This is a genomic window from Bradyrhizobium yuanmingense, assembly GCF_025200905.1.
Classification (GTDB): Bacteria; Pseudomonadota; Alphaproteobacteria; order Rhizobiales; family Xanthobacteraceae; genus Bradyrhizobium; species Bradyrhizobium yuanmingense.
The window spans coordinates 5322053-5341526 of sequence record NZ_CP104173.1; the positions used below are offsets into that span (position 1 = coordinate 5322053).

20 protein-coding genes and 1 pseudogene are annotated in these 19474 nt (G+C 61.0%); 9 read left to right on the forward strand and 12 right to left on the reverse strand.

Features of this window, described 5'->3' with window-relative positions; all coding sequences use genetic code 11:
* The first annotated feature begins 3 nt into the window (after positions 1-3).
* On the forward strand, positions 4-894 hold the full coding sequence (locus N2605_RS25185) for an SMP-30/gluconolactonase/LRE family protein (RefSeq protein WP_260343430.1): 891 nt from the start codon (positions 4-6) through the stop codon (positions 892-894).
* 46 nt (positions 895-940) lie between these two features.
* On the opposite strand, the gene N2605_RS25190 is transcribed toward N2605_RS25185, so the two are convergent.
* The 5 genes from N2605_RS25190 to N2605_RS25210 all read right to left on the reverse strand — a co-directional run bounded on the left by N2605_RS25190 (position 941) and on the right by N2605_RS25210 (position 6653).
* Positions 941-2794: a TRAP transporter large permease gene (locus N2605_RS25190; RefSeq protein WP_425248864.1), complete on the reverse strand. Its 1854-nt coding sequence runs from the start codon at positions 2792-2794 to the stop codon at positions 941-943.
* 35 nt (positions 2795-2829) lie between these two features.
* Positions 2830-3855, reverse strand: a complete 1026-nt coding sequence (locus N2605_RS25195; RefSeq protein ID WP_260343432.1) for a TRAP transporter substrate-binding protein — start codon at positions 3853-3855, stop codon at positions 2830-2832.
* Between the two features lie 177 nt (positions 3856-4032).
* Positions 4033-5043 carry a transketolase family protein gene (locus N2605_RS25200; RefSeq protein ID WP_260343433.1) on the reverse strand — a complete coding sequence of 337 codons (1011 nt, stop codon included), beginning with the start codon at positions 5041-5043 and terminating at the stop codon, positions 4033-4035.
* Positions 5040-5879, reverse strand: a complete 840-nt coding sequence (locus tag N2605_RS25205; protein ID WP_260343434.1) for a transketolase — start codon at positions 5877-5879, stop codon at positions 5040-5042. Before N2605_RS25205 ends, N2605_RS25200 begins: the two co-directional genes overlap by 4 nt.
* A 24-nt stretch (positions 5880-5903) precedes the next feature.
* Positions 5904-6653, reverse strand: a complete 750-nt coding sequence (locus tag N2605_RS25210; RefSeq protein WP_260347483.1) for an SDR family NAD(P)-dependent oxidoreductase — start codon at positions 6651-6653, stop codon at positions 5904-5906.
* Positions 6654-6762: 109 nt separating this feature from the next.
* Between N2605_RS25210 and N2605_RS25215 the strand changes: the two genes are divergently transcribed.
* Positions 6763-7659, forward strand: coding sequence for a LysR substrate-binding domain-containing protein (locus tag N2605_RS25215; protein ID WP_260343436.1), 897 nt, complete (start codon positions 6763-6765; stop codon positions 7657-7659).
* A gap of 103 nt (positions 7660-7762) precedes the next feature.
* On the opposite strand, the gene N2605_RS25220 is transcribed toward N2605_RS25215, so the two are convergent.
* Together N2605_RS25220 and N2605_RS25225 are read right to left on the reverse strand one after the other, a co-directional pair.
* Positions 7763-8710, reverse strand: coding sequence for an ABC transporter permease subunit (locus tag N2605_RS25220; protein WP_260343438.1), 948 nt, complete (start codon positions 8708-8710; stop codon positions 7763-7765).
* A gap of 17 nt (positions 8711-8727) precedes the next feature.
* A complete protein-coding gene (locus tag N2605_RS25225; protein ID WP_260343440.1) occupies positions 8728-8913 on the reverse strand; it encodes a hypothetical protein in 186 nt (61 codons plus the stop codon).
* A gap of 290 nt (positions 8914-9203) precedes the next feature.
* Between N2605_RS25225 and N2605_RS25230 the strand changes: the two genes are divergently transcribed.
* Positions 9204-9371 (forward strand): hypothetical protein, encoded by a 168-nt coding sequence (locus tag N2605_RS25230; protein ID WP_260343441.1) that lies wholly within the window; start codon positions 9204-9206, stop codon positions 9369-9371.
* Positions 9359-9748, forward strand: a complete 390-nt coding sequence (locus tag N2605_RS25235; RefSeq protein WP_260343442.1) for an SDR family NAD(P)-dependent oxidoreductase — start codon at positions 9359-9361, stop codon at positions 9746-9748. Before N2605_RS25230 ends, N2605_RS25235 begins: the two co-directional genes overlap by 13 nt.
* A 297-nt stretch (positions 9749-10045) precedes the next feature.
* Here the strand turns inward: N2605_RS25235 and N2605_RS25240 are convergent, their stop codons facing one another.
* Positions 10046-11089 carry a nucleotidyltransferase domain-containing protein gene (locus N2605_RS25240; RefSeq protein ID WP_260343443.1) on the reverse strand — a complete coding sequence of 348 codons (1044 nt, stop codon included), beginning with the start codon at positions 11087-11089 and terminating at the stop codon, positions 10046-10048.
* Positions 11090-11689: 600 nt separating this feature from the next.
* On the opposite strand from N2605_RS25240, the gene N2605_RS25245 reads away from it, so the two are divergent.
* The 5 genes and pseudogenes from N2605_RS25245 (at position 11690) to N2605_RS25255 (ending at position 15365) form a co-directional block, all read left to right on the forward strand.
* Complete coding sequence (locus N2605_RS25245) at positions 11690-12919, forward strand: diaminopropionate ammonia-lyase (protein WP_260343444.1); 1230 nt, start codon at positions 11690-11692, stop codon at positions 12917-12919.
* Between the two features lie 270 nt (positions 12920-13189).
* A pseudogene (locus N2605_RS36510) lies at positions 13190-13414 on the forward strand (helix-turn-helix domain-containing protein); the annotation flags it as partial.
* Positions 13415-13719: 305 nt separating this feature from the next.
* Positions 13720-14028, forward strand: a complete 309-nt coding sequence (locus tag N2605_RS25250) for a hypothetical protein (protein WP_260343445.1) — start codon at positions 13720-13722, stop codon at positions 14026-14028.
* A gap of 300 nt (positions 14029-14328) precedes the next feature.
* On the forward strand, positions 14329-14604 hold the full coding sequence (locus N2605_RS36515) for a hypothetical protein (RefSeq protein WP_425248810.1): 276 nt from the start codon (positions 14329-14331) through the stop codon (positions 14602-14604).
* A 134-nt stretch (positions 14605-14738) separates the two neighbouring features.
* Complete coding sequence (locus N2605_RS25255; protein ID WP_260343446.1) at positions 14739-15365, forward strand: LysE family translocator; 627 nt, start codon at positions 14739-14741, stop codon at positions 15363-15365.
* Positions 15366-16030: 665 nt separating this feature from the next.
* Here N2605_RS25255 and N2605_RS25260 read toward each other — a convergent pair.
* The 4 genes from N2605_RS25260 to N2605_RS25275 all read right to left on the reverse strand — a co-directional run bounded on the left by N2605_RS25260 (position 16031) and on the right by N2605_RS25275 (position 18505).
* Positions 16031-16393: a DUF418 domain-containing protein gene (locus tag N2605_RS25260; RefSeq protein ID WP_260343447.1), complete on the reverse strand. Its 363-nt coding sequence runs from the start codon at positions 16391-16393 to the stop codon at positions 16031-16033.
* A gap of 338 nt (positions 16394-16731) precedes the next feature.
* A complete protein-coding gene (locus N2605_RS25265; RefSeq protein WP_260343448.1) occupies positions 16732-17154 on the reverse strand; it encodes a hypothetical protein in 423 nt (140 codons plus the stop codon).
* Between the two features lie 16 nt (positions 17155-17170).
* Positions 17171-17371, reverse strand: a complete 201-nt coding sequence (locus N2605_RS25270) for a hypothetical protein (RefSeq protein WP_260343449.1) — start codon at positions 17369-17371, stop codon at positions 17171-17173.
* A 582-nt stretch (positions 17372-17953) separates the two neighbouring features.
* Positions 17954-18505: a TlpA disulfide reductase family protein gene (locus N2605_RS25275; RefSeq protein WP_260343450.1), complete on the reverse strand. Its 552-nt coding sequence runs from the start codon at positions 18503-18505 to the stop codon at positions 17954-17956.
* Positions 18506-19474: the final 969 nt, after the last annotated feature.

The window sequence follows — 19474 nt, forward strand, 5'->3', positions numbered from 1 at the left end:
TGAATGGCGTCGAGACTGTTTGCAACGGGAATTGGCGCGCCGGAGGGTCCGGTGTGCCTGCCCGACGGCTCGATGTATGTCACGGAGATGTCCGCCTCGACCCTTTGCGTCACGCGGCTCGATCCTCGCGGCAATCGCCGCGTGATCCGAACGACGGACGGCCGTCCGAATGGACTGACGACGGATGGCCACGGCCGCATCTGGATCGCGGAAGCTGGTTTGCGGGCCCTGATCTGCATCGACGAGGGCGGAAACGAGATCCGGCGCATGCAGGGCGAAGGCGCGGAGCGCTTTCTGTTTCCGAACGACCTCTGCTTCGGCCCGAACGGACTGCTCTACATGACCGACTCCGGGATGATCGCGGAAGGTTTCATCAACGGCCAGGCCTTCGTCGACGGTTATATTGATCTCGACTGGGACGGCCGTGTGTATGAGATCGATCCAGCAGCCATGAAGGTGCTGCGCGTGCTCGATCGCAAGATCCGCTTCACCAACGGCATAGCCTTCGGTCCCGACAACCACCTCTACGCCAACGCATCCTTCACCGGCGAGATCTACCGATATGACGTGCTTGGCGAGGCCGTGCCGAAACGCGTCGTCTTCGGCAACGTGCTGCAGTCGGATTCCAATCCCGATTTCAAAGGTCCGGACGGAATGGCCTTCGGAACGGACGGTCGGCTCTATTGCACGGTCTACAACCAGAAGAATGTTACGGTGCTCGACCGGCGGGGTGAGGTCGCCGATCGCCTGATCCTGGATGGGCCCCAGCCGACGAATTGCGCCTTTGCGCTCGAGGGCAGAAAGCTGCGGGTGACGGAGGTCGGCAAGGGCCAGGTTGAGGAGATCGATATGCCCTGCGAAGGCCTGCCGTTGCATTTGCCAAGATTCGCCTGACAAGACGCCTCGCGCGCTTTGCTCCGCGAGGCGTCCTGCCATGTCGTCAAAGGAAGCCGATCGACAGCCAAGGCACAGCCGCGACGATCAGCGTGCCGATCAGGAGCGCTATCATGTAGCCTACGATGGGTTTCATGCCTTCGTCCGGATTGATGCGGCTGATCGCACAGGCGGCGTAGTAACCGACGCCGAACGGTGGCGCGAACAGGCCGATGCCCATGGCCAGAACGACGACCATGGCGTAATGGACGTCGTTTACGCCGACCTGCCGCGCGATCGGGAATAGCAGCGGACCGAACAAGACGATCGCGGGAATTCCCTCCAGGACGCTGCCGAGGATCACGAAGGTCACGATCGTTACTGCCAGGAAGGCGGGAACTCCTCCGGGAAGGCTCGTCATGAACTTTGCGAGAGATGCAGAAAATCCGGACTGAGTCAGCGCCCAGGCCATGCCCGTCGCGGCGCCGATAATGAGCAGAATCGCCCCCGACAGCGAGGCTGTCTCGACCAGCATCGGATAGATGCGACGCCAGTCGAACTGACGGTAGATGAACAGACCCGCGCAGACCGAGTACAGGATCCCGATAGTCGAGACTTCCGTTGCCGTCGCAACCCCTTCGACGACGGCAGTCCGGATCACGAATGGCAGCGCGATGGCCGGTATCGCGATCACGAAGGCGCGGCCGATCTGCCGGCCGGTAGCCCGTCTGACGTGAGACAGGTCTTCGCGGCGGTATCGCCACCAGACCACGGCCGCGAGCATGACCGCGAGCACCACGCCCGGGAGCAACCCGCCAGTGAAGAGCGCCGAGATCGACACGCCGGTCACCGAGCCGATCGTGATCAGGACCAGCGAGGGCGGGATCGTTTCGGTCTGCGCGCCGGTTGCCGCCAGAAGCGCAACGAGGTCGCCCGGCTTGGCCCCGCGCTGCCGCATCTCGGGAAACAGGACCGGAGCCACCGCAGCCATGTCGGCCGCTTTGGACCCAGAAATGCCCGAGACCAGATACATCGCTCCCACCAGCACGTAGTGCAGTCCGCCACGCACGTGGCCCAGCAGGCTCGCCAGGAAGCCGACCATGGCCCGCGCCATGCCCGTCATCTCGATCAGGAGGCCGAGAAAGACGAAGAGCGGCACGGCGAGCAGGATCAGGTGGCTCATGCCCTCGTCCATCCGTCCGATCACCACCACGTCAGGCGTACTGGTCGTCAGGGCGAGATAGCCGACCGTGGCGAGGCCGAATGCGAACGCGATTGGTACGGCTGCGAAGACCATCGCGCCGACCACGAACACGAAGAAGATCAAGAGATTCAGATTGCCTAGCGGCTTCAAAACGGGAGCGAGCAGAACGAACGCCCCGATGATGCCTGTGACCATTGCGTCCGAAGCTAGCAAGCTGCGCAGGCTCGCGATGCGGATGAGTCGGAGGACCGCTGCGATCAGCATCAGTCCGATCCCAACCGGCAATGCTGCCGCACGCCAGCTGTTGACGATCTCGAGCGCCGGCGTCGTGACGAATACCTCATCTGCGGCGAATTCGACGGCCGGCCAGACGACTAGCACGAGAAAGGCCAGCGATGCTGCGGCCGCCACGACATCCAGGAACGCGCGAACTTCCGCACTGAGGATCCCGACGATGGCGGTCATCCGCATATGCTCGCCGCGCTGAAACGCGATCACCGATCCGAGCATGGCGAGCCAGAGGAAGAGAATGCCGGCAAGCTCGTCAGACCAGACGATCGGCGAGCGGAACACATATCTGCTCACAATCCCCGCGGACAGCACCGCGATTTCCGCGAGCACGAGCAGTGCTGCAGGTACAGCGACGATAAGACCGAGCATACTGTTCGCCGCGATCACCCAGCGGCGCGAACCCGCTTGAGACGCACCGGCCGCCATACCGGCATCGACGTGGGGCGTATGGCTCACGCTGGTCATGATAACTGGCCCGCGGCTTTTTCGAGCTGCGACCATGCCTCCTCGCCAAACTTGGCTTTCCAGTCGGCGTAGAAGCTGGTCTTCGCCAGGGCCTGGCGGAAGGCGGCGCGATCGACGTCGATGAATTTGAGGCCCTTGGCAGAAAGATCGGCGCGCAGTGACTGGCTGAGCTTTGCGATGTCGGCGCGCTGATCGACGGCGGAGCGGTCGAGCTCGCGCGTCACGATCTCCTGCACGTCCTTCGGCAGGCGCTCGAAGGCGCGCTTGTTGCCGAGGATCCAGTAGCCGTCCCAGACGTGCCCCGTCAGGCTGCACGTGCTCTGCACCTCAAAGAGTCGCGCGGTCGCAATGATGGGCAACGGATTCTCCTGGCCGTCGACGACCTTGGTCTGCAGCGCGGAATAGACCTCGTTGAAGTTGATCGGCGTCGGCCCGGCGCCGAGCGCCTTGAAGAGCGAGGTCAGCAGCGGCGCGGGCGGAACGCGGATCTGGAAATTCTTCAGATCATCCGGCGTCCGCACCTCGCGGCCGGACGAGGTCACCTGGCGAAAGCCGTTGTCCCAGGCTTTTGACACCGCCATGATCGGTGTCTTGGCGATCTGCGCACGGATGTAGGTGCCGAGGTCGCCGTCCATCGCCTTCCACACGCTGTCGTAGTCGGTGAATGCGAAGCCGGTGTTCACGATGCCGGCGCTTGGCACCAGGATGGCAAGGATCGAGGAGGATTGGTTAAAGAACTCGACGCCGCCGCTGCGAACCTGGGTCAGCAGCTCGGTGTCGGAGCCGAGCTGATTGGCCGGGAACAGCCTGATCTCCAGCCGTCCGCTGGTCGCTTCGCGGATGCGGTCGATCGCCTCTTGCGCGCGGATGTTTACCGGATGGGTCGGATCCTGTCCGGTTGCGAACTTGTAGACGAACTCGGCGGCAGACGCTGGACGGGTCAGAATCCCGCAGAGAGGTACCGCGCTCGCCGCGACTAATAGCGAACGGCGGCTGATGCGTCCGGGCTTCGAGACAGTCATGTTTTCCTCCTGGTCCTGTATTGACGTTGTGCCGGCTGCATGAGCCTGCGCTGTTTTCAGCTGTCCGGGCTCTTCGCCGGCCGCATTCGGGCAACAGCCATCGCTCGCCCGCCGCAACATGCAGCGGGCGGAACACTTCACTCGTATTTGGCCTGGCTGGCGCTTAGTGCCGGTGCGCTAAAGCCACTGCTTGATCTGCCTTGCGACCTCGGCGGTGGAAATGCCGTAGCGGTCGTGCAGTGTCGGTAGTGCGCCGGCGTCAAGAAATTCGTCCGGCAATGCAATCTGGCGGAACGGCGGATGGACGCCTGAACGCATCAGGAGTGCGGCGACCGCCTCGCCGAGACCGCCAATCGTCGTGTGGTTTTCGGCAACGACGACCAGGCGGCCTGACTTGCCGGCTTCACGCAGGATCGTGTCGGCGTCGAGCGGCTTGATAGTCGGAACGTGGAGCACCGCAGCATCGACGCGGTCGTTCTTCAGAGCTTGCAAGGCCTCGAGCGCCCGCATGGTCATGATGCCGGATGAGATGATCAGAACATCCTTCCCGTCACGGATCAGCTTGGCTTTGCCGAGCTCGAACTTGTAGTCGTATTCGTCGAGCACGACCGGCACTTGGCCTCGCAGCAGGCGCATATAGACCGGCCCCTGATGCGCTGCGATCGCAGGCACCAGTTGCTCGAGTTCATGCGCATCGCAGGGGTCGATGACCGTCATGTTCGGCATGGCGCGAAACAGGGCGAGATCCTCCGCGGCCTGATGGCTCGGACCATAGCCCGAGGTGAGGCCGGGCAATGCACAGACGATCTTCACGTTGCGGTCTTCCTCCGCGATCGTCTGGTGGATGAAGTCGTAAGCGCGCCGCGAAGCGAACACCGCGTAGGTGGTCGCGAACGGCATGAAGCCTTCGGCGGCGAGACCCGAAGCAGCCCCGAACAGAAGCTGCTCGGCCATGCCCATCTGATAATAGCGGTCCGGAAATTCCTTTGCGAAGATGTGCAGGTCGGTATATTTGCCGAGATCGGCCGTCATGCCGACCACATCGGGACGGCTGCGCGCGAGCTCGACGAGTGCGTGTCCAAACGGCGCCGGCTTCGTCTTCTGTCCCTCGGCCGCGATCGAGGCGATCATGGCCGAGGTGGTCAGGCGCGGCTTGCCCGGCTGCGGTGCTGATCTGATGGTCTTCATGCCTGCCTCCCGGCTTCCAGCGCAGCAAGCGCGAGCTGCCATTCGTGCTGCTCGACACGGATGAAATGGTTCTTCTCGCGCTGCTCCAGGAAGGGAACGCCCTTGCCCATCAGCGTATCAGCGACGATCATCCGCGGCTTCGGCGCCGTATGAGACTTGGCGACATCGAAGGCGGCAACCACGGCATCGAGATCATTGCCGTCGATGCGCTGCACGAACCAGCCGAAAGCCTGAAGCTTCTCGACCAGCGGTTCGAACGCCATCACCTGCGTCGAAGGACCATCCGCCTGCTGATTGTTGACGTCGACGATGCCGATCAGATTATCGAGCTTGTAATGGCCCGCCGACTGGATGGCTTCCCAGACCGAGCCTTCATCGAGCTCGCCGTCGGAGAACAACGTGTACACCCGCGCGTCGGATTTCTTGCGCTTGAGGCCCAGGCCCATGCCGACGGCGATGCTGAGCCCAAGCCCGAGCGAGCCACCCGACATTTCCATTCCGGGCGTGTAGGAGGCCATGCCAGACATTGGCAGGCGGCTCTCGTCGCTGCCATAGGTTTCGAGTTCTTCCTCGGAGACGATTCCCGCCTCGATCAAAGCCGCATAGAGCGCGATGGCGTAATGCCCGTTCGATAGCAGGAAACGGTCGCGCTCCTCCCAGGAGGGATCTTCCGGCCGGTAGCGCATCGCGTGAAAATAGGCCACGGCGAGGACGTCGGAGATGTCCAGTGCCTGTGCGATATAGCCCTGGCCCTGAACCTCGCCCATGCGCAGCGCATTGCGGCGAATATTGTAGGCGCGGTCCGCCAGCTTGGGCGTGTTGATCAGCGTTTCCATTGATCTGGACCTTGTCTTGCTGGCTCAGTGGATCAGCATGCCGCCGTTGACGTCAATCACGGCGCCGGTCACGTAGGCGGAGAGATCCGAGGCCAGGAAGGTGTAGATGCCGGCGACGTCGTCTGCAGTGCCAAGGCGATTGAGCGGAACGCCTTCCAGGATCTTCGCCCTCATCTCGTTCGTAAGCTTGCCCGCGGTAATATCGGTGCCGACTAGGCCGGGCGTCACGCAATTGACGCGGATGCCGTCCGGGCCGAATTCACGGGCCATCGCCTTGGCGAGACCCAGCACGCCGGCCTTCGCCGCCGAATAATGCGGGCCGCCAAAAATTCCGCCGCCGCGCTGAGCCGAGACCGACGACATGCACGCGATCGATCCAGACTTCCGTGCACGCATATGCGGGATCACGGCCTGGGAGAGGAACAGGATGCCCTTCAGATTGACGTCCTGGATGCGATCCCAATCAGCCGGCGAGATATCCAGGAACTTCACCGGCTGGGTGATGCCGGCGTTGTTGATGAGAATATCGATGCCTCCGAAGGATTCGATCACGCGAGCGACGGCCTGCTCGCAGGATGATTTGTCGGCGACGTCGCATCGCAGCCCAATGTGGGACGTGCCAAGCGATGCCGCGGCGTCCGCCGCCGCGCTCGCGTCAATGTCGAGAATGGCGACCCGAGCGCCCTCGGCGGCGAACCGCCGTGCCGTGGCCAGGCCGATGCCGCGCGGTGATGCCGCGCCCGAAATGATGCCCGTCTTGCCGCTGAGCAGCATCGGTTCCTCCCGCAGATTGTTTTTCCTTGGCAAGCTAGGAATGCACCGCGGACGCGCAACAGACAAACGCACAGTTGTCACGGATCGATGAATCTGGTTCACTTATGGAATGCTGTCGAACGTCCCGATATCTGCAATTCGCGCCTTTGAAGCCGCTGCTCGCACGGGATCATTCCGCGATGCGGCGAATGAGCTTCACCTGACGCCGAGTGCAGTCAGTCATGCCATCCGCAAGCTGGAGGACACGCTTCGGACCGTTCTGTTCGAACGCAGCGCGCGGTCCGTGCGGCTCACGCCGGCCGGCGAAAATCTGATGCGTCACACGGGAGCGGCCTTTGATCAGCTTCGCCGTGGCCTTGAGGAAGTCGCCGCGCGCGGACCGCAACTGGTGCGTGTGCACTCCGCACCCAGCTTTGCCGCGCAATGGCTGGCGCCGCGGCTTGCGCAGTTTCTCACCGCTTATCCGAAGCTCGAGGTTCGGCTGGCTGCCAGCACGGACTACGCTCGCTTCAGCAACGACGATTTTGATATCGACATCGTTTACGGTCCGCCCCGAGCGGAAGGTGTCGAGGTCGTTCCTCTGCCGGAAGAGACGGTCACCCCGCTCTGCTCCCCCGCGCTTGCGAAATCAATAAGGAAACCTGCCGATCTCCTCGATCAGACGCTGATCCGCTCCGACGTGAAGCAGGTTCAGTGGCACCAATGGTTCACGGCGAACGGATTGGAAGCCCCTGCACTCCACGGCATGAGATTCGATCGTAGCTTTCTCGCGATCGCGACAGCGGCGGAGGGTTTGGGAGTAGCGCTTGAGTCGACGCTTCTCGCCGAACGTGAACTGGCGAGCGGGCGATTAGTTGCACCGCTGGCTGGACGCGCCAACGATATCCGATATATCGGTCACCGTCTGATCTACCCGCGCGCTAGCCGCCAGAGATCGGCAGTGCGGGCCTTTGCAGATTGGCTCCTGGCGCAACTCGATGGCGAAAATACCATTCCCCTGCGCTGAAGTTCTTCGCACCACGTTCGAAAGTACACACGCCGGCGAAAGAGCAGCGACGAGCCCTTAGCTCGGGATAAAGCCTGCTCCAATCGATGTGAATGGCGCCAACTCAAAAATCATGGGAGCGGCGTGAACTGGCTGAGGGCGCGACCTTGTCGGTGCGCGTCATCTTAAACTCGGTGCTCGGACAGAGCCACTTGTCCCAAAGTTGGTTGATCTCGCCGGCCTGGTCCATCGCGAGTAGGATCTGGTTGATCTTCGCGAGCAGCGCCGGGTCTTTCTTCTTCATGCCGACGTCGATCGGCTGCAGCACCATTGGCTCCTCGATCATCTTCAGCGGCTGCGCCGCCTCCTTGGACTGGCTGACGGAGTCAGAGACTGACACCGCCATGACGAGGAGGAGCGGCGACAGGATGAACAGCATCATGCCGGCGGTGATGGTGTAGAGAATAAAGGCGCCGAAGCCGGAAAACCGCTCATCCATCACTCGGCCCTCCTGAGACGCCGGCCTTCCAGAAGCCACATCGAGACGCCGTTCACCGCAAGGCCCAGGCCGACGAGGAACGACAGCGATCGCAGCTGCGAACGGCCAGTCGTAAACGACGAAGATCTGCTGCTCGATCAGATTGCCGAGCATGACCGCCGAGGCGCCGCCCAAGATCGCCGGAATGACGAAGGAGCCGGCGGTGAGTGAAAAGACCAGGGTAAAGCCCGCGATGAAACCGGGCATGCTCAGCGGCAGCGTCACGCGGAGGAACACCTTCCACCATGGCGCGCCGAGCAGCCGGGCTGCATCTTCGAGGTTGGGATCGATCTTGCCGAGCGCCGAGGCCAGCGGCAGAACCATCTTCGGGAAGAACACGTGCAGCGATCCGATGACGACGGCGACCTCGGTGAGGACCGATATCGGTGCGTCGACGACATGCAGCGTCATCAGGATCCAGTTCAGCATGCCCTTCGGACCGTTCTGAAGCACCAATTGCCAGCCGTAACCGCGCACGACGACGCTGACGATCAGGGGCGCGATGACGATCAGGGTGATGATGCGCGTCACCATCGGACGGCTCTTGACCATCACGAGGCCACGGGATAGGCGAGCACCGTCGCAAGCACCGACGTGACGATGCTGATGCGCAGCGTCGTCCAGAGGACGCGCGGGTAGAGCTCCACGTTGACCAGACGGGCGTATTGCGCGAGCGTGAACGGACGGCTGATGATACCGCGGCTGTCCTGGGTCTGGCGGATTTGTTCTGTCCTCATAAGGACATCCAATATCCCCCGGCCGAAGGTCGTCCGGCGCGCAAGCCATAAGCGCACCCGATGCAGGCATGAATTTCTCTTACTCGTCTCCGCGCATCCCTTACATTTGCGATGCGCTTCGCTCACCCATGGGAGACGGACTAGTGTTGGAAGTCGGCAATCGGATCGTCATGGTCTCCGGGGCTTCGCGCGGCATCGGACGCGCCGTCGTCGACCGGCTGCTAGAGTCGGGCTTTCGCGTATCGGCGGGGCTTCGCGATCCGAGCCGCCTCGTCTAGAGCGAGAGACTCATGACGCACTGCTATGACGCCGAAGACGCCAAGAGCCCGATCTCCTGGGTCAACGCAACGGTCGCGCGGTGGGGCGGCGTCGACGCCATGGTCAACGCGGCCGGCATCATCCGACGGTCCGTGTCTCTGATGAGGGCGAGAATGAGCTGGATGATATGTGGCGCGTGAACGTCAAAGGTCCACTGCGCCTCGCCAGGGCCACCCTCCCCCATCTGGCCGTCTGCGGTCATGGCCGGGTCGTTAATCTGGGATCGCTAGCTGGCAAGCGCGTCGGAAGCAACGTTGGTTACGCGATGACCAAGTTCGCCGTGGTTGCACTCACCCACGGCATTCGCCGCGAAGGACGCGCGGCGGGAATTCGGGCGACGGTCGTCTGCCCGGGTTACGTTGCCACGGACATGACGCTGAACGAGGACGAGATCCCGCGCCACGAGATGAGCCAGCCGGGCGACATCGCACGCTTGGTGGAAGCTGCGCTCATGATGCCGAACAATGCGTCGGTCTCCGAGATGCTCGTGCACTGCCAGTTCGAACCGATGCTATAGGGCCCGGCCGGAACGGTTATTATACGGCAGCGGTTGACATTGCATCTTCGTTTAACTTTCCGCCATCTCAACGCAGCGGATGCCCAGATCTATCTTGCGCCCGCACCGCCCAGTCCCACGTCCTTGAAGCTCGCTCGTACGTTCGCATATCGGTTGCGGCCCCACTTCCGGGGCCTGCCCACCAAAAATCTGCCGGCATCATCATCACGGACATGCAATGAGCAGCAGCATGCTGATCATCCTGGTGCTGCGGATGATCGGCGGGATATGCCGGTACCATTGCTGCCGACCTGGCTGCTAGGCTCGCGCAGGACTATCTTTCTTGGCGAACAGAGGTGCCGCGCTGTCGAGCACCTCTTTCGGAAGCATCCTCAATTGCTCTGTGTCGAATGGGAGGTGAGTGAGATAGTTCGCCACCAGAGCGCCTACGGCTCCAGCCTGCGCTGCATCTCGTTGGCGTTTTAGCGCCTCCCTGTTCGGCCGACGGGACAGCCATAGTTTATGGGCGGCCCAAACCCGCGGGTCGGGAGCGACGATACGCACCGGTTCGCCCTTTTCGTCGATCGCCACCGCCTCGAACGCGGGGGCATTCTGCAGCCAATCGAGGCCTTCGATCTGCACAGCGGGCAAATCGTCCGGGTCTAGGCCGATCTTGTCTGGAGCCTTCTTCCAAGGTGGGCTCTGCATTGGCTTGATCAAATTGACGAGATAGCCATCCCGGTTTACGGCACGGAACGTCTGCTTGGCACGTTCGAAGCTGGTGTCCACTCGCTTGAGTATCTTCATGAGCGATGATTCAGAGACGTCGTCGTCTGCGACGAACGTAAGGCCGCCGCGTGCGTCGAACAGCAGATCGAGGTCTTCCGTCGTAGCCAAGCCTGGATCGAGTCTGACGCCGGAAGAGGCCTCATAACCGTAGATCGCGTTCGCGCCCAGAATCCGAATTCCGGAACCCAGAATTCCGAAGCCGTCGAGAGCGCGCATGATCCGAGCTCCCAGCAACGGCACCCGGCCCAAGCCGAGCGCACGATTGACCGCCGCTTGCCGTTCCAGGGTATCGCGCAAATTCTTCACCCTGTCTTCTGCAGCAGCACGTTTCGCTTCGAAGTCCGCCTTCATCTTTTCAGTTTCGGGGGAACGCGCGCCCAGCGAGGCCTGCTTCCGGACGCCTGCCTTGTTGTAGTAGCTCCGGACGAGGTATTGGCGGCCTTTGGACTCTGCCCAAGTCACGGAACCCCGATGAGCATTGTAGGCCTCCTTTGCGTCCCGTAGGGCCTGGAAGCGTTGCTGACTATTGACCACCTCTCGGCGCTGGTCATTGTTAAGTTCTTGAAAATCCATGGTTTCAACGACCCTAGCTGATTTTATACCTCGCTGGTGAAACCTCATTTTGCCTTAACAATCAATGGGTTCAACGGTTAAGTCGAACCCACAGGCCAAGTGTTGAATCAACAGCCCCTCGGCCCCCCTTGGGCGACAGATATTTCGTCTGTTTCGTTTATTGCGCTTATTGCGTCTGCTCGAATGGTGCTTACATACCGCCTATCAGCGAGATCACACCGTGCCAGGCTACGCCCATGAGCTAGGGGTGGACCGGCTGCCTCCGCCAGCGAGAAGGCGGCCACCAACCAGCTGCGTCAGATAATCGCGTCCCATGGTCAAGGCGGCGGCAAGCTGCGTGTGCTCAAGGACGAGCACAAGAAGCCTACTGAGATCACCCTGCCCCAGGCCTATCGTGCCTGCTGATGGAATTGTTGCGGCATATCGCGCGTGGCGATGCGGTGACGCTTGTGCCCGTGCATAGATGCTGAAGACGCAGCAGGCAGCGGATATCCTGAATGTTTCGCCGTCCGCTCCTGATCTCACTTCTGGAACGAGGTGACATGAATTACACAACGGTGGGCGGTCAGATATGGTGCGAGCAAGCAAGAAAGTCGAACCATGTTGCTTCTCAATCAGCACACTGAACACCGCACCTCCTTGGCTGCATCGGATGCGGAAACATTGAGCGTCGAAGCCGCTCGCGAAGTGGAGCGGTTGCTCCGGCATCGCGCTGGCCACAGGGAGACTCCACTCGTCTCTCTGCCGGGCCTTGCTCGTGAGATCGGCGTGGCCGCGATCCACATAAAAGACGAGGGCCATCGGCTCGGTCTTGGCAGTTTCAAAGCCTTGGGTGGATCCTATGCCGTGATCCGGCTGGTCTTGGAGGAAGCAACTCGGCGGCTCGGCCGAGCTGTTGACGTCTCTGAGCTTCAGACACCTGACGTGATGGCTGTGGCTCGGGCAATGACGGTATCCTGCGCGACGGATGGAAATCATGGCAGGTCAGTCGCGCTAGGCGCCCGACTCGTTGGCGCGAAATGTGCCATATTCGTTCACTCGGGCGTCAGCGACGAACGTATCAACGCAATCGCCCGTTTTGGTGCGCAGATGATCCGGGTCAACGGCAACTATGACGACTCGGTCGCAGAAGCATCCCGAGTTGGCGCAGAAAAGGGTTGGATCACGGTCTCTGATACGTCGTGGCAGGGCTATGAACGTATCCCCGGATTTGTGATGCAGGGATATACCGCACTCTTGAGTGAAGCACTGCGCCAGCTCGCCAAAATCCCGACCCATGTCTTCGTCCAGGCCGGGGTTGGCGGAATCGCCGCAGCGGTAGCGGGACATCTTTCGCTTCTATTCGGCAACAACCGCCCGTTCTTTACGGTTGTCGATCCCTCGCGTGCAGCGTGCCTCTTCGAGAGTGCTCGAGCTGGCCGCCTGGTCAAGGTGCCTCATGGGCGGCCGACGGTGATGGCGATGCTCGAGTGCTATGAGCCTTCGCTCGTCGCTTGGCGCATCCTGTCGCGTGCAGCGGACGCCTTCATGACTGTCGACGAGGAGGACGCAATAAATGTTATGAAGCGCCTTGCAAACCCCAGAGATGGAGACCCCGCTATTGTTGCAGGAGAAAGTGGCGGTGTTGGTCTTGCAGGGTTGCTGAGGGTTGCTTCGGACTGCACATTGCGTGGCAGGATTGGCCTTGGACAAGATGCACGGGTATTCCTAGTTAATACCGAGGGCGCGACCGATCCCAGCCTCTACGAGGAGCTGGTTGGTGCGCCCCCAGCGCAAGTGGCGGCCGAAACTGACCGGACCAAATACAAGTCAACAGACCTTATGTCTTAAGCAATCCGACAAGCTCACCGCGCGCTTAGAGTTCGTCGCGAACGCCGTCGAGATATGTTTGCCTTCCGGCGCTCAGCCTCTCCCAGCTCAGGCACGGCAATTGCTCTAAGACCCGCTTTGTCGCTCAAGTCCCGGTCTTCGCCCCAAGCGTTTTTGATCATGTTGGTGGCACGTTGCCGGCAAGTCGCGCAATTGTGAAATAGCTCACGTAGCGCCTCCGACCTGATTCACCCTGAAGGCCTGAAACGCCCATCAGTCCCGCGGAAGGACATGCGCAATCATGACCTTGTCTCGGGGCATAGCAACGCGAAACCGGGCGCAGTCAGTGCCAGTCGACTCTGCGGCACAACGTGCAAAGTCTGCAAAGTGAGCAGAATTCAGAAGATCTTTGCTCGCGACCGACTGCGGCGGCGGCGTGAACTACGCGGGACAACCCAAGCCGAACTCGCGGACGCTCTTGGAATTTCGGCTGGCTATCTGAGCCAAATGGAAGGAGATCAAAGGCCGACCACGAGCAAGCTACTAATGCGGCTCAGCCGTCTGCTCGGTATTGGATCGAATTATTCCGCGGCTGACGATGACTTGCGTCTCGCGAGCGAATTGAGTGAAACCGCCAACGACCCGCTGCTCGCATCTGCCATCTCGGCCGACGAGGCGAGCGCAGAAGTCCGAGTCGCTCCCGAGATTGCGCAGCGCGCTTGCGCTCGAGTAGAGCATCGTTCGCTGCAAACGCGCGTGGCACAGAATGATTCGGGCGCCGCGAGCCGCTTTCCCTATCATGAGGTCCGGGATTGGGTTGAATGGAAGCGAACTATTTCCACCCGCTTGATCATGCCGCCCAAAGACTCGCAGAGAGACGAAACTTCCATCCCGAGAACCACAGTGGAGACTTCATCACGTTTCTGCGCGACGCGTATGGGATCCGCGAGCCGCAAGTTCCAGAGGATCTTGGCAAGGGGATGATCTGGCGCCTTGAAACAACGACAAGACTCTTTTCTATCTGGAGATGCCCGCGTAGAAACCGGCTGTTCTGGATCGCTCACGTCATCGGCCTGCTGGAACGGCGAGAGAGCATCGAGCGGCAGATCAGACAGGCGATTAAGCAATGAGGAAGCCGCACCGCTAGCACGGTTCGCTCTCGCCAACTGCTATGCCGGCGCACTGGTCATGCCGTACGAAGCCTTCCTCACCACCGCGCGCTGGGCGCGGTACGACTCCAACGACTTCAACGACGCTTCGGAACGAGCCTCGAACAGGTCTGCCACCGCTTGAGCACACTTCAACGTCGGAACTCTCCGGGAATTCCGTTGTATTTTTTTGAAGATCGACATCGCCGGAAATGTGCTGAAGCGTAGCAGCGCCACGCGGTTTCGGTTCTCCGTTTCGGAGGTCCCTGCCCCGTCTCGAACGTGCACCGATCGTTTTCGCATCATGGCCGCATCCTGGTCCAGTTGGCTGCCACGCCGGAGAGCCTGCGAACGCAAAGATCGTCATCACTGGGGGCTACCGCCGATCGGACGTGCGCTCGACGCCAGTACAATCGAAAGAGGTCGTCCCGTATCAAATCAACACCAAAATTCCGCGAACCAGCGGCAGCAGATGACGACAAGAGCAAAAACCGCGGCTTCGGCAATCGGTTGCGCGTGGACGTGGACGTGTGTATCTGTACTCAAGTCGAGGGCTAGCGCACGACAGGCTAACCGCATCCAAGAGCCCGCCGGCCTTGCAGGAGCAAGGAGGCCCAGGAATTTAGACGTGGGCTTTCTTTGTCCCACCCAGGGCTGAGCCGGGGTGCTCCGGACCGCAACAAGAGACACCCATGTTCGGACACCAGACTTTCCTCCTATTCTTGGCAGCGGCCCTGCTTGTGGCGATCACGCCAGGACCGGGTATTTTCTATATCGTCGCGCGAACGCTTGCCGGCGGCAGAGGCGAAGGTTTGGCGTCGAGCGTCGGTCTAGGTCTCGGTGGGCTTGTGCACGTGCTGGCTGGCGCGGTCGGCCTCTCCGCCCTCGTCATGGCGAGCGCGGAGGCTTTCACTTTGCTGAAGATCGCGGGAGGCCTGTATCTCGTCTGGCTGGGAATCAAAACATGGCGCGAAGCGCGTGTCGTCGAACCGACCGACGTGCACACAACCGGAGCGCGTCGAGCCTTCGTTGAGGGCATCGTCGTTGAGGCGCTCAACCCCAAGACGGCCGCTTTCTTTCTCGCATTCATCCCGCAGTTCGTCGATCCATCGGCGAACGTTGCCACTCAATTCATCACTTTGGGCCTCATCTCCGTCGCACTTAATACGAGCGTAGATCTAGTTGTTACCTATTGGGCCGCGAAAGCGAGAGCTGGATTTGCAAAGCGACCGTCGTTCATTGTCAAAACGCGACAGGCGTCGGGTGCTGTCATGTGCGGTCTGGGAGCGACGTTGCTGTTAGCTCGTCGCACAAGTTAGCCTTCCAGGCTCGCAAATCTCCGCCGCGTTTCAGCGTCGGGACGCTCCGTGCTCCGCTCATCAATAGGGGGACCGTGGGAAACGTGCCGGTGTTCGAATCATAACTGTCTTCTGGAGCAAGCTCCGAAAGCAGCCTTTTTGTGTCCGTGAGTTCCGACAATAGATCTTTTACCCCGCTCCAGCTAAGGCGGATCTGCTCTTCCACCAATGGCCCAGCCATGCGTAGGGCGAGGGCAAGCCGTCAAGATCAAAACGAGTTGCCGGGCCTCGGCAGCGTGTGCGTTTAGGAACGTGGGCGCGACGTACTTCAGCAATTCGAGGCGACACTCTCAGGCCTCGAAATCCCGCGAATTGGCGGTCTGTCGTATTGAGACTTGCACCCGGTTGCTGATCCCCGCGCCATTCTCGTCCCGTCCGTCATCCGATCGCTTCGTGCCACGAGGTCGCTTGAGAGACGGCACAAGCGCCCAAAGGGCAGGAGAGGAGCCGGCGCGATATCGCCGGCCGAGATCCGTCGCCGAAACCATGGTGCAATGTCCGGTTTCCCGTAGACAGCCGATACCGCGACGCCTCGTTTCTTGTTCAGCTTGGGCCCAAAACTAGCCTCACGCGCTGGGGCGGCTTCCGCTTGAAGCAGAACGCAGCTTTGGTATCTGGGGGCCGCATCAATCTGTTGTGGTCGCGCGCAGGATGGCTAAATTGACCTTTGCCCGCATCGGCTGCGGTACCCCATACATGCAAGAGCGCCAGAGCCACTCGACAGGACCGAACTGATAGCGGCCCAGCCACCACGCGCTGAACACCACCTGCGCGACATACACGAAAATGCCGATCGCCAGTGTCGCGGCCACGCCGAGGCGGTCAAATTGGCCTAGCCCATAGCCGTAGAAGATCCAGCCGCAGATCACAGATTGCGCGAGATAGTTGGTGAGCGCCATGCGGCCAAGCGGTGCGGCCCAGCTCAGCATCCGACACCCGCCGGGGAGGTTCACAGCGGCAATGACTGCAGCCGCATAACCCAGGGCCAATGCGACCGCCGCCAGCTCTTCAACCGGAAAATGCCCGCGCCCGAGCGACGGCCAATCGAAGAGCTCTTGTCCGGCTGCCGCGAGACTCAGCCGCCGCCGAGAAGAATGCCGGCGATATCGGGCGGGTGCGCCTCCCGCCCACTTCGTTTCAGGCCCTATCGGGCCTGTAAAAGCTGCGGTGCACAAGTCGGCCGCCTGATGGCCAATCGGAAAGCGGTCGGTAGATCAGGCCGGCATGGCCGCAACCAAGCTAACGGCGGTACGCTTTGGAGCTGGGGAGGCAATCGACAGTCCGGACCAACAAAGCCGCCGAGCTCCGCTGGCGGCTTTTTCTTTGACTAGGAGGCGTTCGCCCTGGCTCGTTCGCGGGCCTCGCGGCGGCGTTCACGGCGTTCGCGCCGCAGCTTCGCACGGTCGGCGGGCTGCGGCGGCAGCGGAGGGACCGCCGCTATTTCGGCTATCGGGGGGGGCGTCTCGCTGGCCGCCGCCGCTTGGATTGGCTCCGGCGTCGATCGGGCTTCCATAAATTCAAGCACTTCCCGCCCTTTTGAAGTCAGCCTCCAGCCACCGCTTGTGCGTTCGACGAGCCCTTGTGACCAGATGTCGAGATCCGGCACCCGCGCCGCGAGGCGTCTGGTTCGGTCCGCCCAATCACGTCCGCTGGTCGCCAGGATAGCCATGTCCCTCTTGAGGTCCTCCATCACGGCAAACCCATCCGGATATGCCACGAGGATCTTGAGGACCGTGACGTGGAAGTTCACGTCGCCCCCCCCGCGATCAACGCCACATCTTGGGCGCCTGCGAAAGGGCATCTCGCCCCATTGGCCTAAGCCTCTCGCGAGAGACTTCGCCCCTGGTCGCAGCTTCCAGGATCTTCGAAGCAACGTGCGTCCGTGCGCCGATCTGTCGGCCTAAGACGCTTTCGCACATTTCATCAAGTACCGCGCGCAAAAGCGCGCTGGTTGCCGTATCGAACATGAGGTGCCCCCAGAAGGGAAAATCCCATCTTAGCCCGGTTTTGCCGACGTGTGGATTCGCATGTTAGCCTTTGTGGAAAATACGACCGAACTACAAACGGGCGCAAGATTGGGTGCCGATGCCCCGCCCGCCACTTGGGTTCGAACCGCGTTCGCGCAAAACAACGCGCCGTAACGATTCATGACAACCCACTGTCACTGTAATATCGTGTCTCATTACAAGGGTGCAGTCCAGTCGTGGAGACAGCACTAGCTTTAGGCGCCACCGATGATGGACCAGCAATTTCTCTAGGCCCTCTTGATGAGCCGCACACGCATACTTTGTGGCCAATGGGACCGCACATCCTTTAACTAAAGTCGCCGGCACTCGTCCCGCCCCTTCCATCCACAGCCCGCAGTGCTTGCCTATCGCGCCGCGAAAAAACTGAATCGCAACTGGCAAACCGGTCTGTTCGAAGCAACGGATCCGCATGGAGCACGCGGACGCTAAGCTCACCCGGCCTTAGAGCGACGCCTCTTCGAGGGCGGAACGCGGCTTGGCCCAATCTCTCTATCGCGAGCCCAACATTTGCCGAAAAGCGGCTCAGTCAGGCTTCTTGCGCTCCATTTCGCGCATTATACGCTCGTTTTCGGCGATCCGCTCTGTTTCGGCGGCTTTAGCCTCATCGCTGGTCCGCCAGCTGCCGGTCAGAATTTTCGGCAAAACGCCATCGAGCTGTGTCGGCAAACCGACAAAGGCGATGTGGCCGTCACGGTCGACCACGAACGAGGTGGGAATCCCAAGAGACAAGCTGGGATCTAGCCAGAGCTTTTCCATTTCGCCTGTGAAGTCGAACCCGATCCGGTAATTGAGATTCGGTACCTTTTCAGTCAACCAGGCGTCCAACTCGTCTCGGGCCTCGTCCGCTGTTGGAGCGTGTTCATGAGCCGCGAGTCCGAGGACCTCAATGCGGCTGTTTTTGTATTTCTCTTGCAACTGCACCAGTTCCGGGATCGCCGCGACACACGGTGGGCACCAAGTTGCCCAGAATTCGACGACGTAAACGATTCCGGGCTGGAAGCTCGCGAGAGGCTGGCCACGCAGCCAGTTCTCCACCTTTATCGGAGGAGCTGGGGATTCTAATCCGAGCACCATGTTACTCTCCAAAACCTAGTGCCCAACCTTGGGCGACCTTTTGTGATCTCGCATCGCAGGCGCGACCGGCTTGCCGCATGAGGGCAGCTTCCCAGCGAGATCTGCGGCGAATGTCGGTGCCACCGCTAAGCGCACCGACGCTCCAAGTCACAAGCAGGAATGTTTTCACTCATGAGGGGGTACATCCGTTCAAGGAAGGAGAGCTTCGAGCGGCGCGCATCTATGTGCACTCAGCACTCGTTGGCGGTGACTGCACATTAGTAGCAAGGTCTGTGCCACGTCGTCTGCGTGCATTAAGGCCCTGATCACGGCATGCAAAGCTCGACGGTACTTCGCGGGAGCCAATTTGAACCCGACGGCTGCGTGCCGCCGCCGTCTCGATCCGAATGAACCGCCCATAACCGACGAGCCGCCGGACCACGACGTTGCTCCTGCGTTCCCCGAAGACTTTCTCGTCCCTGACACGCCGGGCTCGCCAGCTTGATAGGTGCTCGGCCCCCTCGCCGCCGACAGTCCCAAGCGACCTTGCCCGCGAGCTTAACCGCTCGAGCTCTATCTTGATGAACGCCGTGCTGTACTTCTTCGGTCCGATCGCCACTCTGATGCGACAACGGAATCATGACCGGGATTGGACGGACTCTCGAAAAAAAATTGCAAGGCGTGATTCTAGTTCGATCGCTTACCGAAGCAAGCTCGGCGACGAACCAGCAATGAAAGCGATGAAGGACGTCACGAGGGGCGGCGCAACGAGGTCATCGAAATCTCGCGAGAGCTCGGCTGCTTCCAGCAGTTCGAGCCGTTCGCGCGTCTCGCAGAAGAGACGAAGTCGGCCATTCCGGGAAGACATCGTGAAAAAAGGCAACAATGCATCGGCTGAAAGCGTCCGAACCCGCATTCTCAATGAATCCCGTAAGCTCGCGCTCGCGCACGATATGCTAGCGGGCACTACGGGTTCGAGCGCTTCCTTGT

What these genes read in the sequence shown, in the direction of transcription:
- N2605_RS25185 (WP_260343430.1), top strand. Translation starts at nt 4, where the DNA reads ATGGCGTCGAGACTGTTTGCAACGGGAATTGGCGCGCCGGAGGGTCCG.
- N2605_RS25190 (WP_425248864.1), bottom strand. Translation starts at nt 2,794, where the DNA reads ATGGCGGCCGGTGCGTCTCAAGCGGGTTCGCGCCGCTGGGTGATCGCG.
- N2605_RS25195 (WP_260343432.1), bottom strand. Translation starts at nt 3,855, where the DNA reads ATGACTGTCTCGAAGCCCGGACGCATCAGCCGCCGTTCGCTATTAGTC.
- N2605_RS25200 (WP_260343433.1), bottom strand. Translation starts at nt 5,043, where the DNA reads ATGAAGACCATCAGATCAGCACCGCAGCCGGGCAAGCCGCGCCTGACC.
- N2605_RS25205 (WP_260343434.1), bottom strand. Translation starts at nt 5,879, where the DNA reads ATGGAAACGCTGATCAACACGCCCAAGCTGGCGGACCGCGCCTACAAT.
- N2605_RS25210 (WP_260347483.1), bottom strand. Translation starts at nt 6,653, where the DNA reads ATGCTGCTCAGCGGCAAGACGGGCATCATTTCGGGCGCGGCATCACCG.
- N2605_RS25215 (WP_260343436.1), top strand. Translation starts at nt 6,763, where the DNA reads ATGCTGTCGAACGTCCCGATATCTGCAATTCGCGCCTTTGAAGCCGCT.
- N2605_RS25220 (WP_260343438.1), bottom strand. Translation starts at nt 8,710, where the DNA reads ATGGTGACGCGCATCATCACCCTGATCGTCATCGCGCCCCTGATCGTC.
- N2605_RS25225 (WP_260343440.1), bottom strand. Translation starts at nt 8,913, where the DNA reads ATGAGGACAGAACAAATCCGCCAGACCCAGGACAGCCGCGGTATCATC.
- N2605_RS25230 (WP_260343441.1), top strand. Translation starts at nt 9,204, where the DNA reads ATGACGCACTGCTATGACGCCGAAGACGCCAAGAGCCCGATCTCCTGG.
- N2605_RS25235 (WP_260343442.1), top strand. Translation starts at nt 9,359, where the DNA reads ATGTGGCGCGTGAACGTCAAAGGTCCACTGCGCCTCGCCAGGGCCACC.
- N2605_RS25240 (WP_260343443.1), bottom strand. Translation starts at nt 11,089, where the DNA reads ATGGATTTTCAAGAACTTAACAATGACCAGCGCCGAGAGGTGGTCAAT.
- N2605_RS25245 (WP_260343444.1), top strand. Translation starts at nt 11,690, where the DNA reads ATGTTGCTTCTCAATCAGCACACTGAACACCGCACCTCCTTGGCTGCA.
- N2605_RS25250 (WP_260343445.1), top strand. Translation starts at nt 13,720, where the DNA reads ATGGAAGCGAACTATTTCCACCCGCTTGATCATGCCGCCCAAAGACTC.
- N2605_RS25255 (WP_260343446.1), top strand. Translation starts at nt 14,739, where the DNA reads ATGTTCGGACACCAGACTTTCCTCCTATTCTTGGCAGCGGCCCTGCTT.
- N2605_RS25270 (WP_260343449.1), bottom strand. Translation starts at nt 17,371, where the DNA reads ATGTTCGATACGGCAACCAGCGCGCTTTTGCGCGCGGTACTTGATGAA.
- N2605_RS25275 (WP_260343450.1), bottom strand. Translation starts at nt 18,505, where the DNA reads ATGGTGCTCGGATTAGAATCCCCAGCTCCTCCGATAAAGGTGGAGAAC.